Annotated in this window: 15 protein-coding genes and 1 pseudogene; 6 read left to right on the top strand and 10 right to left on the bottom strand. The window is 41.0% G+C overall.

The window, feature by feature from the left end:
* Positions 1 to 461 precede the first annotated feature (461 nt).
* A complete protein-coding gene (locus G5S32_RS20105) occupies positions 462 to 845 on the top strand; it encodes a VOC family protein (RefSeq protein ID WP_165313914.1) in 384 nt (127 codons plus the stop codon).
* 33 nt (positions 846 to 878) lie between these two features.
* Here G5S32_RS20105 and G5S32_RS20100 read toward each other — a convergent pair whose 3' ends face one another.
* Both G5S32_RS20100 and G5S32_RS20095 read right to left on the bottom strand, forming a co-directional pair.
* Positions 879 to 1,370, bottom strand: coding sequence for a peptide-methionine (S)-S-oxide reductase (locus G5S32_RS20100; protein ID WP_165313913.1), 492 nt, complete (start codon positions 1,368 to 1,370; stop codon positions 879 to 881).
* 12 nt (positions 1,371 to 1,382) lie between these two features.
* Positions 1,383 to 2,003 (bottom strand): TorD/DmsD family molecular chaperone, encoded by a 621-nt coding sequence (locus G5S32_RS20095; RefSeq protein ID WP_165313912.1) that lies wholly within the window; start codon positions 2,001 to 2,003, stop codon positions 1,383 to 1,385.
* Positions 2,004 to 2,333: 330 nt separating this feature from the next.
* Between G5S32_RS20095 and tnpA the strand changes: the two are divergent.
* Positions 2,334 to 2,609 (top strand): annotated as a pseudogene (tnpA, locus tag G5S32_RS20090) (IS200/IS605 family transposase); the annotation flags it as partial.
* Positions 2,610 to 2,730: 121 nt separating this feature from the next.
* On the opposite strand, the gene G5S32_RS20085 reads toward tnpA, so the two are convergent.
* The gene (locus tag G5S32_RS20085; RefSeq protein WP_165313911.1) at positions 2,731 to 3,774 is read right to left on the bottom strand and encodes an alkene reductase; all 1,044 of its coding nucleotides are present in this window, start codon (positions 3,772 to 3,774) and stop codon (positions 2,731 to 2,733) included.
* 161 nt (positions 3,775 to 3,935) lie between these two features.
* Between G5S32_RS20085 and G5S32_RS20080 the strand changes: the two genes are divergently transcribed.
* Positions 3,936 to 4,517: a TetR/AcrR family transcriptional regulator gene (locus G5S32_RS20080; protein WP_165313910.1), complete on the top strand. Its 582-nt coding sequence runs from the start codon at positions 3,936 to 3,938 to the stop codon at positions 4,515 to 4,517.
* Between the two features lie 68 nt (positions 4,518 to 4,585).
* Here G5S32_RS20080 and G5S32_RS20075 read toward each other — a convergent pair whose 3' ends face one another.
* From G5S32_RS20075 to G5S32_RS20060, 4 genes are all read right to left on the bottom strand, one after another.
* A complete protein-coding gene (locus G5S32_RS20075) occupies positions 4,586 to 4,921 on the bottom strand; it encodes a hypothetical protein (protein WP_281347266.1) in 336 nt (111 codons plus the stop codon).
* Between the two features lie 252 nt (positions 4,922 to 5,173).
* Positions 5,174 to 6,241: an aldo/keto reductase gene (locus tag G5S32_RS20070; RefSeq protein WP_165313909.1), complete on the bottom strand. Its 1,068-nt coding sequence runs from the start codon at positions 6,239 to 6,241 to the stop codon at positions 5,174 to 5,176.
* A 437-nt stretch (positions 6,242 to 6,678) separates the two neighbouring features.
* Positions 6,679 to 7,593: a pseudouridine-5'-phosphate glycosidase gene (locus G5S32_RS20065; RefSeq protein WP_165313908.1), complete on the bottom strand. Its 915-nt coding sequence runs from the start codon at positions 7,591 to 7,593 to the stop codon at positions 6,679 to 6,681.
* A complete protein-coding gene (locus G5S32_RS20060) occupies positions 7,583 to 8,677 on the bottom strand; it encodes a PfkB family carbohydrate kinase (protein ID WP_165313907.1) in 1,095 nt (364 codons plus the stop codon). Before G5S32_RS20060 ends, G5S32_RS20065 begins: the two co-directional genes overlap by 11 nt.
* Positions 8,678 to 8,930: 253 nt before the next feature.
* Here G5S32_RS20060 and G5S32_RS20055 point away from each other — a divergent pair, with 253 nt between their 5' ends.
* Complete coding sequence (locus tag G5S32_RS20055; protein WP_165313906.1) at positions 8,931 to 9,338, top strand: ribosome recycling factor family protein; 408 nt, start codon at positions 8,931 to 8,933, stop codon at positions 9,336 to 9,338.
* Here the strand turns inward: G5S32_RS20055 and G5S32_RS20050 are convergent.
* Positions 9,335 to 10,141, bottom strand: a complete 807-nt coding sequence (locus G5S32_RS20050; RefSeq protein WP_165313905.1) for a Cof-type HAD-IIB family hydrolase — start codon at positions 10,139 to 10,141, stop codon at positions 9,335 to 9,337. The genes G5S32_RS20055 and G5S32_RS20050 overlap by 4 nt on opposite strands.
* A 174-nt stretch (positions 10,142 to 10,315) precedes the next feature.
* Positions 10,316 to 11,176, bottom strand: a complete 861-nt coding sequence (locus G5S32_RS20045) for a CPBP family intramembrane glutamic endopeptidase (RefSeq protein ID WP_165313904.1) — start codon at positions 11,174 to 11,176, stop codon at positions 10,316 to 10,318.
* A gap of 301 nt (positions 11,177 to 11,477) precedes the next feature.
* Between G5S32_RS20045 and mtgA the strand changes: the two genes are divergently transcribed.
* The gene (gene mtgA, locus G5S32_RS20040; protein ID WP_425509220.1) at positions 11,478 to 12,155 is read left to right on the top strand and encodes a monofunctional biosynthetic peptidoglycan transglycosylase; all 678 of its coding nucleotides are present in this window, start codon (positions 11,478 to 11,480) and stop codon (positions 12,153 to 12,155) included.
* A gap of 159 nt (positions 12,156 to 12,314) precedes the next feature.
* Entirely contained in the window at positions 12,315 to 13,616 is a 1,302-nt protein-coding gene (locus G5S32_RS21655; protein ID WP_165313903.1) for a methyl-accepting chemotaxis protein, read from the top strand.
* A gap of 50 nt (positions 13,617 to 13,666) precedes the next feature.
* Here G5S32_RS21655 and pdxR read toward each other — a convergent pair whose 3' ends face one another.
* Entirely contained in the window at positions 13,667 to 15,112 is a 1,446-nt protein-coding gene (pdxR, locus tag G5S32_RS20030) for a MocR-like pyridoxine biosynthesis transcription factor PdxR (RefSeq protein WP_246201137.1), read from the bottom strand.
* Positions 15,113 to 15,129: the final 17 nt, after the last annotated feature.

Genomic DNA, 15,129 nt, shown 5'->3' with positions numbered 1-15,129 from the left:
CCCTGTTTATAGCTGTCAAAAGTAGTAAGTAAACAACCAAAACAGGATTGAATGTTACACAATTTTAAAGATATTTTTAACAACAATTTAATCTAAACTAGAAATATTTACTGTAAACCACAGTAATAGTCAGGAATTTAGTGTGGTCATTATGGTTATAAACTGTTCTGTGTGGCTTTTTTCTATGCAATATTTGTTATAAAAACAATCTAACAATGATGTAATAATCCAACGGTATGAAATGTTGTAATTGTGATGCAGTTTGTAATCTTGAAGGAACGATCTGATCTACCAAAGTAGCTGTTCCATGCATATAAAAATGAGGCAATTAAGACTGCTTTGTTCAATAGTTATTGATACTTGGTTAAGGATACACAACTCAACAATTCGTTGCTGATGTGGTCAAGATGAGGTAACTATATGCATAGCAACTTCGCGTAATGAATCACTAAGGAAGGGCAATGTTTAGTCATATTATGGTTGGCTCCGACGATATTGAAAAATCTAAAGCGTTTTATGACGCAATCTTAAAAGTTTTAGGCTATCCGGAAGGTGTTATCGATAGTAAAGGGCGCTGCATGTACATCAATTCACATGGCGTTCTTGGTGTTACAAAGCCAATTAACGGCGAATCAGCCACGCATGGCAATGGCATGACAATCGGTTTTAAAGTAGCGACTCCAGAGCTTGTGGATGCGTGGCACACCGCTGGAATCGAAAATGGTGGAACGACCTGTGAGGATCCTCCGGGTGTACGAGCAAGTGCTGAACGAAAACTTTATCTCGCATATTTGAGAGATCCTTTCGGCAACAAGCTATGTGCTGCACACTATTTGCAGTTATAAGCTTCAAAATTGTGGCTCACTAAGAGCCGTTTTCTATTCTTGCTTTGTTCTACGATATTTGTGTAACAGTTCCCATGGTATATGACACAAATATTGGTCTTTTGGTATTCGAGTGAGGCGATGTTGATGCTCATCGTCACTAGGAATAAAGTTAGTTAGTGGCAGTACCTCTACTGCAATTCTTTCAGCATCAACCCTTGAACATATATAATCTTTAGCGGCATCTAGGTGAGTAGAATCACAGCTATACACACCGGTTCGGTATTTTAATCCAACGTCATGACCTTGTTGATTAACACTGTAGGGGTCGATAATTTCAAAAAGATGTTTGATTAGCTGAGCCACCGAAACAACAGTTTCATCGAATTGCACACATACACATTCTGCGTAACCGTCGTATTCGGTTTTTGTTGAGTAAGTAGTACCGTTGGCACGACCTACGACGGTATTAAGTACACCAGGAACATACTTGATAAACTCCTGAACGCCCCATAAGCAACCACCAGCCAAATAAATTTGTTGCATAGAAAAATGTATTTAGGTAAGTGCTGGTTGAAAGTAATTATTTTTAATCAGCACTTGCGCGGAATAGCTAGTACACAGCAATTCTAAAAGCCTTTTAACTTTTTCAGCAAGCTCAGCGTAGACTCCATCAGGGGAACTCTTCTTAAGGTTACTGAAGTAATAGCCAGACCAAGTCACGAGGTAGTCACCCAGCATTTCTTTTACGTGTTGCTCTTGCTCGTCTTCGATAAGCATCCCCAGAATAATGAGCATCAGGCCAATATGATCTTCGGGATCAGTTGCTTCATCGCGTAAGCCAAGACCGCAATGTTCAATAAATTCGCAATACTGCTTATGTGAATGACCGAATTGGATTGATTCTCTATCAAGATACATCGAAGACCAAGGTGGTGCTGGCATATCGTCTTTTAGTGTGAATAAGCGATCGTGTTCATCTTGTAATGCTTTTTGATTGGTAAACTTAAAACTATTTAAAACCTGATTTACTTCTTTGATTGGGGTTTCAACCTCATCTTCCTCGAAATATGTTCCGAAAGGAAATTGGTTAAAATCACTTGGTGGGTAATAGAAAAGCGCACCAAAAAGTTTACAAACAATGGCTAATTCATGACGAGAAAGATTTTGTAGTTCCACAGCATTACCCTATTAGAGTTCCTTTTACTGCTAACGACTTCATGAGCTTAGCAGATAACGACTTGTGCGAATATAGCATCATATGGCGATTTGTTACGACACGTTTCATTTTATTTGGTTATTAATTGGTACTAAGGTTAATTTTTTATGGTTCTTTGTGTCTAGATGTTCTGGTGTGAGCGTGAGGAGAAAATTAAAAAGTTATTAGAAATGATTAGTTTTATAGGCGAAAAGCCGTGGGATATCCTTATCCCCGAGGCTTTGTATCAGATTAGTTTGTTTCTTTTGCGATGAAATTGTAGTTCACATCAACGATAGCTCGGTATTGAATACATGCTTTTAGAAATACCGCTCAAAATGAGTGTTTCAGCGTTTATGGGGTATTTGAAAGGTAAAAGTAGCCTAATGCTTTATGAACAATTCGGGGATTTGAAGTTTAAATATCGGAATCGTGAATTTTGGTGCCGAGGTTATTATGTAGATACGGTAGGTAAGAATACGAGCAAGATACAGAATTACATAAAGCACCAACTAGAGCAGGATAAAATGGGAGAGCAATTATCGATCCCGTATTCAGATAGCCCGTTTACGGGCCGCAAGAAGTAGTCATATGCAAATGTCAGATCACTACGCACCTGCTAGGGCGCAGCCAGTAGGAGAGCCTTATAGGCGCATATGAAAAACCACCGGCTATGCCGGTGGATACTTTTTTAGAACGATTACAAACTTACACTAAGGTTTCTAACATTGCAGCATTGTATGCAACAAGCTCTTGATTATGCTGTACACGACTAATGTAGTCAGGGTTTGCGATGAATGGGCGACCAATTGCCAATAGGTCGAACTTGTTATTTTCAATCGCTTGAGCCCCAGTTTCAGCGTCATATCCGCCAACAGCCATCAGTGTTTTAGAATAGGTTTCACGCATATATTTTGACACTTTACCGCCAAGGAAATCGAACTCCATACTGTCGTCAAACATGCCTTCATGTAAATAAGCTAAATCGCGCTTTTCAACTTCTTTTAAGAAATAATCAAACACCTGACGATCGCGTGCATCTGTAGTCATATGGGCATAGCCTGCAGGTGATACACGTAGTCCAGTTAATTCTGCACCTATACGTGCAATTACAGCATCAATGACCTTAAGAGGAAAACGAGACATGTTTTCTGGATTTTTACCAAACTCATCAGATCTATGGTTGGTATCGAAGTGTAGGAACTGGTCAATTAGGTAGCCGTTAGCACCGTGAATCTCTACGCCATCAAAACCTGCGTCAATTGCGTTTTGTGCTGCTTGTGCGTAGTCTTCAACAAGTTGTGCAATTTCTTCGCTTGTTGCTTCTTTAGGAACTGTGTACACCAATTCACGCATACGAGGAACAGTACCGTCAAATGCAACAGCCGAAGGCGCTAACACGTATTCGCCTCCCCAAAAATATGGGTGAGCTACACGGCCTGTATGCCAAAGTTGGGCAAATATCTTACCGCCATTGGCATGAACAGCGCTTGTGACTTTTTTCCAACCTTCAATTTGAGCTTCGCTATATAGCCCTGGGGTATTTGGATAACCTTGGCCGTCAGGACGAATAATGGTTGCTTCTGAAATGATCAAACCTGCATCAGCACGTTTGGCATAATATTCAACCATGGCATCAGTAGGGACTAGATTCGCATCAGCCATACAGCGAGTTAAAGGAGCCATAGCAATGCGGTTTTTAAGAGTGATTTTGTCGTTGAGCTTATAACTTTCAAATAGTTTAGTTGTCATTTGCATGTTCCTTACATGGCTTATTCGGACTTTATGCTCACATGCTAACTCTTTCTTGAATGAACATTCAAGTTCTTTTTTGAACATTCATTCAAGTATCTTGTTAATGAGTTTTTAAACCAGTACACTTAAAGGGTCTTAAAGCTATTGAGCAATGTGTAATGAGAAGTGCAGAATTTGACCGAGAGTATGTATTACGATCGGCGATGAATGAGTTCATCGCCAAAGGTTATAACAAAACCAGTATGCAGGATTTGAAAAGAGCAACGGGATTGCATCCGGGGTCGATATACTGTGCTTTCGAAAACAAACGTGGCTTATTATTAGCTTCGTTAAATCATTATGCTGAAACTAAGTCTCAGTCCTTTGAAGCGTTCTTTGTAAAAGGTGAAGGCATTCTGAAAGGATTCGAACTTTATCTGAACGATATCGTCGAATTAAAAGAATGCTACGAAAACAAAGGCTGTCTGCTGCAAAAATCATTGAGCGAGCTTGAACAGCAGGATGATGAAGTCGAACAGATTATCTGTGACATGCTTAATCAATGGAAAACCAACATTAAGTACAAACTTGATATCGCAAAGGCAAACGGCGAGATTCAGCAAGATACCGATTGTGAGTTGCTCAGTGACTTTTTGGTTATGAACATTTACGGGCTACGATCTTTCGCTACGACAAAGCCTTCAAAAGAGTGTTTGGAAAAGCTAGTTAAGAAAATCATTCAAAGCTTAAAGAACAGTTAATAGCATGTCTTCATCGATTGTTAAAGCCACATTACAGTGGCCCTAACTTTATTAAAAAACAATACACGCTAGTTATTCTCTAAATTTTCCCAAAGCACGATTGCCGCCGCTAAGTCTTCCAACGACGCTCCGACGGACTTGAACATCGTGATGTCTGAATCGTTCTTGCGTCCAAACACTTCACGGCGAGTTAACTGTTCTAAATCGCCGTGAATACTGTCCATGTTGAAGCAACCTTCATCAATCGCTTGATGTAAATCTCCGGCTTCTCCTTGAGCGCCTGCCCATGTGTCGACATAGACCTGACTTTTGGCCACAGTTGCACCATCGCACTCACGCATGTCTTTACGATAAGCACCAACTAAATCAATGTGGGTTCCGGCTTTTATCCACTCGCCGTGAATAATGGTTTGTGTATACCAATTACACTATTAACCTCTTCAGTATTAGACAATGAGCACCGAACGCAGACACGCTAAACCTATCCTTGTGGTTCAGCCGAGTCTTCCATGGCTAGGAGGGTTCGCTTATCGGTACTCAATGTCTACTTGATTGGGAAATTAATACGATTGGTATAATTCTGATTTAAATTTATGTACAAAAAAGCCGCTCTTGTTAGCAGATTTTATCTATTTTATCAAATAGTTATATTCACACTATGACTTTTTCATATCATCAATGTATGGCTTGAGCAGTTGTAAATCATCTTTAGACAATCGGTCCGAGGCTGTTGTCGCTTGATGCCAATAAGGATAGAGCAGTGGCGGTCGGCTTACTTTCTCTAACATCGATAGCTCTTGTTCACTCAATTTAAGATTGGCAGCGAGCAGGTTATCCTTTAGCTGTTCGTTGGTACGAGCGCCTATAACAACCGAACTCACAGTATCACGGCTGAGTAACCAAGCCAGAGCAACTTGAGCCGCTGATACGTTTCGTTCTTCTGCAATTGCCACTAAAACATCAATAATATCGTGGAGTTTTTCTGTGTCGTAAACCGGAGGCTCTGTCCAACCAAGCAGGTGTCGAGAACCTTCTGGGTTCTGTAAGTCGCGTCGATATTTTCCTGAAAGTAGTCCTCCTGCGAGAGGGCTCCATACAAGCACTCCAACATTTTGGTCACGCGCGATAGGCAGAAGTTCGTATTCTGCTTCTCTTGCTTGTAGCGTGTAATGAATTTGCTGAGATATAGGACGAAGATAGTGGTTTTGTGCACATTGACCAAGCGCCTTCATAAGTTGCCAGCCAGTGTAGTTCGAGACACCGTAGTAACGCACTTTGCCACTACGAACTAGTGAATCCATTGCCTCAAGCGTTTCATCAACCGGTGTAATGCCATCCCATTCGTGGATCTGATAGAGATCGATATAGTCTGTATCCAAACGTTTTAGTGACGCTTCGCAGGCGTTGATGATGTGGTAACGAGACGCTCCTGCTTGATTCACCCCATTACCCATGGGAAATCTTGCTTTTGTAGCAAGAAGAATCTCTTGTCTGTATGACTTAACTGCTTGTCCGAGAATTTCTTCTGAAATGCCGCCAGAATATACATCGGCAGTGTCGAACAGATTGACTCCAGAATCCATACATAAAGCGATTTGTTCTTTGGCTACACCCAATCCAGTGTTTCCAACGTAGGCAAACTTACCTTGGCCACCAAATGTCATTGTACCTAGAGTAAGTGTCGACACACGCAAACCAGAATGACCGAGTTGACGATATTCCATGAGCTGGTTCCTTATTTGTTATAGCAAGCTACGTACTCAACAGTGTTTATATGAATCACAATTTACCCTAACAAACAATACCAAATAAACGCTGTGACCCTTAACACACTAAAAACATCTCGACGATATTGTGCATAGATTCGGACAATTAGTACTTTACACAAGAACAATCAAAGGACGCCAAATAGCAGTCGAAAATTATAGTAATCTGGAAAACTTATTGATTAGTATTTGGGCACCGCCTCGGCAGGAGGGACACTATCTTAACGGACGAATTATTGCACGTTTGAGTTCGATGCCCAATTACTACCCTAGTAATACCTAATCTGATCATATTCATACCTAGACTGGTATAACAATCTCATACTAATAGGCGTTTGGAGCAATAAAAGAAAATCCCACTATGTAAGTGGGCTAGAGTGTTAGTTTTTTGTCTATTATGCACAATACGCTATCGCGATGGCTGAAGCTAATCTCGCGTTATTAAGTACCAGTTGAATGTTGCTGCTTAAGCTATCACCACCAGTCAACTCACAAACACGCGCAAGAAGGAAAGGGGTTGATGCTTTACCATGAATACCTTGTTCATCAGCTTCACGTAGCGCTTGTTCGATTGCACTATCAATTACATCTTTTGGCATAGCGTATTCAGTTGGAATTGGGTTAGCGATGACAGAACCGCCTTTTAGCCCGAGCTGTTGCTTAGCTTTTAGTACTGCTGCAATTTCATCGGCAGAATCTAATCGGTAGTCAACGTTGAAGTCGCTCGATTGAGTATAAAAAGCAGGAAGGCTTTCTGTTTGGTAACCGATGACAGGCACACCATGAGTTTCCAAATATTCAAGCGTCAAACCAAGATCAAGAATAGATTTTGCGCCTGCGCAAACAACAGCCACATTGGTTTGTGCTAATTCTTGAAGGTCTGCCGATACGTCAAATGTGGTTTCTGCACCACGGTGAACCCCACCGATACCGCCAGTTGCAAATACACGCACACCAGCCATATCTGCCAAGATCATTGTTGCGGCTACTGTTGTTGCGCCGTGTTTACCCGAAGCCACAATAAATGGAATATCTCGGCGGCTAACTTTAGTCACACTTTGTCCTGCTTTACCTAACAGTTCGATCTCTTCAGGTGTTAAACCAACTTTAAGACGGCCGTTAATGATCGCGATAGTTGCTGGTGTTGCGCCGGCTTCACGGACAGTATTCGAAACTTTAAGAGCAGTTTCTACGTTTTGTGGATAAGGCATACCATGAGAGATGATGGTTGATTCGAGGGCAACCACAGGCTGATTATTATCTAATGCAGCGCGTACTTCAGGGTGGATATCAAGAAAATCATTCAACATGGTTCATCTCCATTAAACGGTGGACTGCGCGATCTGACATGCGCGGGTTGATAGTGTCATAAGATTGCGTTGCGAGCTCGGCGCAACTAAAAGCAAATTCAATGCTCTTTTTCCAAGGCCACATTTCTAATGTGGCGTGTGCTAATCCAGCCATAAGTGCATCCCCAGCGCCTGTTACGTTCGTTACACTGGTGGTACGTGGCTTTAGACGTACGGTTTCTGATTGGTTGCTGGCAAATATGCCTTTTGAACCAAGACTCAATACGACTTCTTTAACTCCTTGCGCGTGTAATGCGTCACAAACTCTAGGTAAGTCATCATCAGAAGATACTTTGATCCCCGAAAGCAATTCGGCTTCAATGAGGTTGGGTTTTAATAAGTCGATCTGGGCCAAGTAAGGTTTGAGTCTTATCGCTTTATTCGCTGAAACGGGATCAACAAAGATGCGAGTATTGTCTATGCAGTTGAATAAATAGGCTAAAGCATCATCACTTAAATTGGCGTCTATAACGACTAAATCACTATGAGAAATCAGTGACTTGTGTTTGGTAAGTTGATCGGCATTTAATTGCTCTAGTACTTTCATATCGTTCAGAGCAATTTGCATCTCACCTTCGTTATCGTGGATAGAAAGATAAGTCGCCGTTCTGCCTTGTTGGCAACGGAGAATATGTCCAACGCCAACACCCGCATCAATACAGGCAGAAACCAGTTGCTCACCCCATTGGTCGTTTCCAATGCTGGAGATAAGTTCAACTTTACTACCGAGACGTGCAAGGTTATCTGCAATATTTCGTGCAACACCACCTGGGCTGTAATGCAGGGTTCCAGGGTTGGAGTCGCCAGAAAGTAGTGGCACCGATGCTTTACCGCAAAGATCCATATTTGCGCCACCAATGACAATCGCGGTTTTCTGCGATGTAAGAATGTAGCCTTTGCCTTTAATGAGCCCTTTACTTGTTAGGTTCATGATATGTCCAGCAACAGCGCTACGGCTGATCATAAGCTGGTCAGCCAGTTCTTGTTGCTGAATCATTGGGTTCTCGCGTAGTAGGGCGAGGATTTGTTGTTCTCTAGGTGTCACAAACAAATGTCCGTATATCAAACATGTGTCCATACTAACTTAGTGAATCTTTTTGTGCGATTGAATAGATTAATGTTTCATTAGTTGCATACTGAAATGTGATTTAGATTAATTATTTGCTGTTAAATTAACCTGATGCACGAACTTTAGAAATTAGACATCATCTAGATACTGGTTATTGGAGAAAAGGTTGTGTTTAGAGAAGGGGGAACTGATAATCCGGGTATTAAGTTAGAAAACATCGGCTTCAACTTTGACTAAAAAAAATACCGAACGTGAAAAATTGACTATTCACTTTCCCTCTTTAGTGAGGCGTATAGGCGGTGAAAAGGCGAAAGAGTTAAAAGCAATCGCTTTAGAACACCAGTGTGAACTAAAAAGAATTCGACGTTCGAGGAACTGGAAAATATCAGGTTTTGTTGAACAACTGTGTTCATTTAATCAACAAATTAAAGGCGATCAGACAGTAGCAGATTATCCATTTGTAGCTCAGAAAATTGCAGATGCTATATTGCCGTTACTACAAGCGTCGTTACCGGATCGCTTGGCTGAATTAATAGCAAATAATCAAAACATCACTTTAGCCGAACTGATGGAAAAAACGGGCTGTACTGTCACACAAGCCCGTTTAGCAAGAGAAAATGTTGAATTCGGTGATTAATTTAGTTCTGCCAATAGCTCTTTTAGCACAACCAACACACCACTTTCATCGTTACTTGGCGCACGGAATCGAGCATAAGTTTTTACACCATCGTGAGCATTTTCTACGGCGTAAGAATGATAGCTTGCCTGCAACATCTCCACATCATTGAAATAGTCACCAAAGCTCATGGTCTGTTCGTGCGTAAAACCAAGCTGTTGCTGCAAATGTTCAATTGCATCGCCTTTTGAAGCTGCTAGGTTCATAACATCCAACCAAATTTTTGCACTCACCACCACTTTTTGTGTATCACCAAAAGCTGGATTGATCACTGGGTAAATGTGCTTTTCTGAACCATCAAAATGACAAATAGCCACTTTTAAGAAATCGTCTTCGACCGTTGTTAAGTCTTCGACAATTTCGCAACGGTGATAGTATTTTTGAACTTCATCTCTAGCACGTTGATCTTCAGTTTCGATATAAGCAGAGCGTTTGCCACACAGAACAATATGCGCACCTTCGATACTGCGGGCGGTTTCAATCAAACCATTAATGACGCCCGAATCGAGAGGAAGGCTATACAACTCTTCGCCCTTATACATCACTAAAGTTCCATTCTCAGCGATGAACATGATTTGATCTTTTACTTCTGAAAAAGTATCCAACAAGCTGTAATACTGACGGCCAGAAGCCGCTGCAAATAGGATATCTTTATCCACTAGTTGTGGATGAAGATTGAAAAATTCAGGGTCGAGCTGTCCGTGTCCGTCGAGAAGTGTACCGTCCATATCGGTAGCAATAAATTTAATGTTACGTTGTGACATATTGTAAATACTCTTAGTTGTAAATGCGCACGGTTACGGAAATGGGTGTTTATAGCCACTCGAGACTGCGTACCATACAACGTATCGATTCAAATGATAAGCGCCAAGTAACCATCTTAGCTGGAATTTACACTCCCTCTGATTTAGTTGCATAACTTCAGTGACCACTAAAACTTACTGTGCAGCTATTGGATAAGTGAATAAAACCAAATGGGCAAAATTCAAAGAAAAATGAGCAAGTACGGAACACCAAAGGCGTCCAGTAAAATGAAAAATGAGCCCGTAGCCTATGCCTGCGAATGTCGCGAAGAGCATCAACAGTGGTCCACCAGCTATATGCGCTAATCCAAATAATAGACTTGCCACTAATAAACCGATCCACCATACGTATCGCTCTGATAGTGATTTCTGAATCAGACCTCGAAATAGGGCTTCCTCAGCAACACACGTAATCATTAGGTTATTGATAGCAAATATCCACCACCAATCAGGTAAACCAACTTCAATTTGCAACGCACCAATTAAAGAAGCAACTGGCAGTAAGCTAGCCAGTAATGCAATGGTAATCAAAAGCCCTTTACCATTAGGTCGACCTTTATCTCCTAAGAGTGTCGGATAGGCGAATAGGAGTGCAAAAAACGCTATTGGTTTATCCAAATTTAAATACATGGAAAATGGTATACTATCAGGACCAGCATAGACCTTGTTCAAAACCAAAAGGTTATAGAAACCGGGTATTTTGTGCATAAACAGAAGCGCAGATAAAAGGACAACGATCGACCAACCAACATAGGCAGCCGTTTTGTAAACAGGTGCTTGATATCGACGTTCATTTATCAATTTGGGTATAGAGTACGCAATGCTAAGAAGAACAACAGAAATGGCTAATGCAAACGCATCGATACGGCCAACAGCAAACGCAGATATCATCGAAAACGCAAGCAATATATTTGTTATTGGTTTGTGAGACGTGAAACCAAATAGGATCGCGCTTATGAGTGGTAACCATACCCAAACGGTTGGGTCTAAGACCATCAAACTTTCCTTATCTATCATTAGCTTTTCAGGAAAACGAGAATAACACTAAAAAGAGACTAGTAAATGTGTCTAGCACTGCACCATGTGTTGAACCGTCAATAAATCAAAGTATTCAAGATTTATATCAATAGCTGATTTTACATAGGCTGAACAATCGTGTTGGCTTTTTCGCGTAACCTTGCGCACGCGATAGGATTGCAAACCAATTTCACAAGTTGAAGTGGACGAACATAAAGATCTTATTTCTATTGAAACACTACCAATGAGACAAACCCGTTTGAAAAGCACATCCCGAAAATTGATAAGCAGCACTAAAAAATCGTTAGGCACGTTGATGGTATTGGCTTTGGGTTTGCCAGTAGTACTCGTCATTATCTTGAAATTTGTTAACCCACCAATATGGGGATGGCAAATTTCACGCACGCTTTTTCCCCCTAAAGGTTATCCAGAAACGACTCAGCATCAGTGGGTGAGCCTTGACTCAACCTCGCCAACTATTCCACTAGCAATCATAGCTTCAGAAGATCAACGATTTCCACATCATTGGGGAGTCGATCTTTCTGCACTTTTGGCAGTGTTACAAAGTAGTGGTGACCAAGGTCCACAACGCGGAGCTAGCACAATTAGTCAGCAAACAGCCAAGAATGTATTTCTATATCCTAGTCATACTTATCTGCGTAAAGCGTACGAACTATATATTGCATTGCTGATTGAAATGATTTGGGGCAAAGAACGAATCATGGAAATGTACTTAAACGTTGTGGAATTTGGACCTGGCATTTATGGGGTACAGGCTGCTAGTCATCATTACTTTGGTATTTCTGCAAGTCAGATTAGTTCGTATCAAGCAGCACAATTAGCCGTGGTGTTACCCAACCCTTATAAGATCCAACCAGTACCTATGACTCAGTATGTCCAAAATCGCGTAAACTGGGTATTACGACAAATGGGAAATCTAGGCACATTTTCATATTAAATATGATTGAGAGTTGTAACTTTGCAGATGGATTTTCTTGCTCAATTTCAAAATTCATTTTGCAAGTTGCTCGTAAGTCACGAAAAAGATTGAACTAACATTGCTACTCTGTGGACTTTAAGCTAAACCTAACGATGTATTGTTTAACAGGAGTGAACAATGTTTGTCTCAAAAAGTTTTCACAATAAAACCGTTTCTGATTTAAAAGAACAAGCAGCATCAGTTAGTGCTTTTAGAGATTCCCTCAAAAGAACCGTCCCTTATATTGAATTTACCCCTACTGGAAGTGTTTTATATGCCAATGATCTTCTACTGAACACTTTTGGTTACCAGTTAGATGAAGTTATTGATAAGCACCACAGCGAGTTGTGCTTTCCTGAAGATGTAGAAAAGAGAGAGTACAAGGATCTATGGCAATCATTGGCAAAAGGTGCACCAACCAATGGAACCTTTATCCGTAAAGATAAAGCGGGTAACGCAGTTTGGTTAGAAGCGACGTATTTTCCGATTGTGAAAAATGGCAAAGTAGAATCGGTTGCTAAAGTCGCTTCTGACGTAACGGCTGAACAAACCGAATTAGAAAGAAACCAAGCACTATTAAAAGCATTGGATAAGTCTCTCGCTGTTATCGATTTTTCACCAGATGGTACAGTTCTGCGAGCTAACAAAAATTTCCTAAGTTGTTTTGGATATACATTAAATGAGGTTGTTGGACAACATCATCGACAGTTCTGTGATGAAGAATTCTATAGGGATAATCCTAACTTCTGGAAAGATCTCACCACAGGCAAAATTCAAAGCGGTCTATTTAAACGTAAAGATAAACATGGTCGTACTATTTGGCTAGAAGCCACGTATAACCCCATATATAACCATGCTAACCAAGTGGTAAAAATCATCAAACTAGCGAGCAACATTACTGAACGAGTAGAAAAAGCGATGAAAGTGCAAGAGGCTGCTCTGATTGCTTGCAATACTGCACAGGAAACTGTAAACATTTCCCAGAAAGGTAAAGAGCGAGTTGAGATTCTTCTTTCAAACTCAGAAGATATCAATGGCTCTGTTCAGGGCGTTGGGTCTTTGATTGCGCAACTTAACGAACAAGCTAAAAATGTTAATGCGATTGTCTCAACGATTACGGCCATTGCTGAGCAAACTAACTTACTTGCACTTAACGCGGCTATTGAGGCAGCGAGGGCTGGCGATCAGGGTAGAGGCTTTGCTGTGGTCGCTGATGAAGTGCGTCAGTTAGCTGCCCGCACATCTCAATCAACGGCAGAAATTGCTGAAGTAATTGCTAAAAATTCAACCATCACTCAAAGTATCGATACACACATTCAAGCTGCGCTTGAAAAAACGAATTACGGTGAAACACAAGCCATCGAGATTAAAGCGGTTATTGATGAAATTGTGTTAGAAGCAAATCTGGTTTCCGAATCGGTGAGAGGATTGTCGTTGTAGATCCAATGAGATTTTGGACTTTAGTTGAAGCTGTATTAGGCAGCTTCTTTTCATTTAGTATCTTGGTAAAACAGATCAGCAATTCGTTTGATTTTCTCGTCAATCTTATCAATCGAGATATTGCCGAATCCTAGCACTGCGCCTTGCCATTCTCGTTGCTTAAACTCAGGGTTCTCATAGTAGCTCAATGGTCTAACTACAATCCCATCGTTTAGTGCAGCCAGTGACAATGTCACTTCATCAATACCTTCAACCCATTTTAGCGTTACGTGAAGTCCGGCGGCTTGACTGATTATTTCTACATCTTTAGCAAAATGTTTCTGAATCGAGCTCATCATTTGCTGATGTTTATCTTTATAAAGCCTACGCATTTTTCTAATGTGGCGAAGAAAGTCGCCGGATTTAATAAAGTCAGCCAAAGCCGACTGGATATGAGCTGGGGAATCGCCTGTCAATGCATCTTTAATTGCCAAACATCTATCAACTAAAGCCTGTGGAACAATCAGGTATCCCATTCGTAAGCTGTTAAACATGGTCTTGCTAAACGAACCTACGTAGATAACTCGTGAGTCCGCGTGAATTTCTGCTGATAAGCCTTGCAAACTGGTATAAGGACGATGAGCAAATTGGAATTCGCTGTCGTAGTCATCTTCAATAATCCAGTGATTCCCTTGATTAGCCCATTCAATAAGCTTTAGCCGTTGCTCAGTGTTTAATGTTGTTCCCATTGGATACTGATTACTGGGTGTTATATAGAGTGCACGCGCTTTACTTTTGAATATGCGTTCTATGTCGAACCCCACATATTCATTCACATGAACAGGTTCAAATTGATATTTGAGAAGCTCAATAATTTTTCTCATCTTGGAGTAGCCCGGTTGCTCCATTAATACAGAGTCATTGGGTTCCATTACAGCCATCAGTGTGATCATCAATGCTTGCTGAGCACCAGAGGTGATAATGATTCTATCAGCATCGCAGTGCACCGAACGGCTTGTGGCGAGATAGTCGCTCAAAGCAAGTCGTAGTTCGGCATCACCTTGAGTCCCTTTATTACCAAGCAGAGAATGTCTTGTGGAGTGAACCTGTAGGTGTTTATTCCATTTAGCTATAGGAAACTGTTGAAGATCGGGAACTCCCGGTGCAAATGCGGTGTTATTCGGTTCTACTTTTTGTATTTGTACTGTCTGTGTTTGTTCTTTGTGTTTCGTAGGCTTAGAAGTTGGTAGGTAGTGATCGGGTAGTTCGACAGCAACATAAAATCCAGAACCAGTTCGAGATTCTAGATAACCTTCTGCTACTAATTGTTCATAAGCTGCAGTGACTGTATTTCTACCTAGATTTAATTCTTCGGCTAACTTACGAGTTGATGGTAGCTTACCGCCCTTATGCCAAAGTTGTTTGACGATCTTTTCGCGTATAGCGTGAAATAAGTTTTCCTGTTTTGGTGATTTGTCAACAAAAAGTACCAAATCACCAGAGTCGATGGGCTGCAAAGTGGCTCTGTCCTTAA

It is taken from the genome of Vibrio ziniensis (assembly GCF_011064285.1).
Taxonomy (GTDB): domain Bacteria; phylum Pseudomonadota; class Gammaproteobacteria; order Enterobacterales; family Vibrionaceae; genus Vibrio; species Vibrio ziniensis.
The sequence above is the reverse complement of the archived record's forward strand: the minus strand, read 5'-3'. Positions and strand labels throughout refer to the sequence as shown.

Excerpts from the sequence above, each read along its gene's own strand:
- G5S32_RS20105 (WP_165313914.1), top strand. The coding sequence starts at position 462 with ATGTTTAGTCATATTATGGTTGGCTCCGACGATATTGAAAAATCTAAA.
- G5S32_RS20100 (WP_165313913.1), bottom strand. The coding sequence starts at position 1,370 with ATGCAACAAATTTATTTGGCTGGTGGTTGCTTATGGGGCGTTCAGGAG.
- G5S32_RS20085 (WP_165313911.1), bottom strand. The coding sequence starts at position 3,774 with ATGACAACTAAACTATTTGAAAGTTATAAGCTCAACGACAAAATCACT.
- G5S32_RS20080 (WP_165313910.1), top strand. The coding sequence starts at position 3,936 with ATGAGAAGTGCAGAATTTGACCGAGAGTATGTATTACGATCGGCGATG.
- G5S32_RS20070 (WP_165313909.1), bottom strand. The coding sequence starts at position 6,241 with ATGGAATATCGTCAACTCGGTCATTCTGGTTTGCGTGTGTCGACACTT.
- G5S32_RS20065 (WP_165313908.1), bottom strand. The coding sequence starts at position 7,593 with ATGTTGAATGATTTTCTTGATATCCACCCTGAAGTACGCGCTGCATTA.
- G5S32_RS20050 (WP_165313905.1), bottom strand. The coding sequence starts at position 10,141 with ATGTCACAACGTAACATTAAATTTATTGCTACCGATATGGACGGTACA.
- G5S32_RS20045 (WP_165313904.1), bottom strand. The coding sequence starts at position 11,176 with ATGGTCTTAGACCCAACCGTTTGGGTATGGTTACCACTCATAAGCGCG.
- G5S32_RS21655 (WP_165313903.1), top strand. The coding sequence starts at position 12,315 with ATGTTTGTCTCAAAAAGTTTTCACAATAAAACCGTTTCTGATTTAAAA.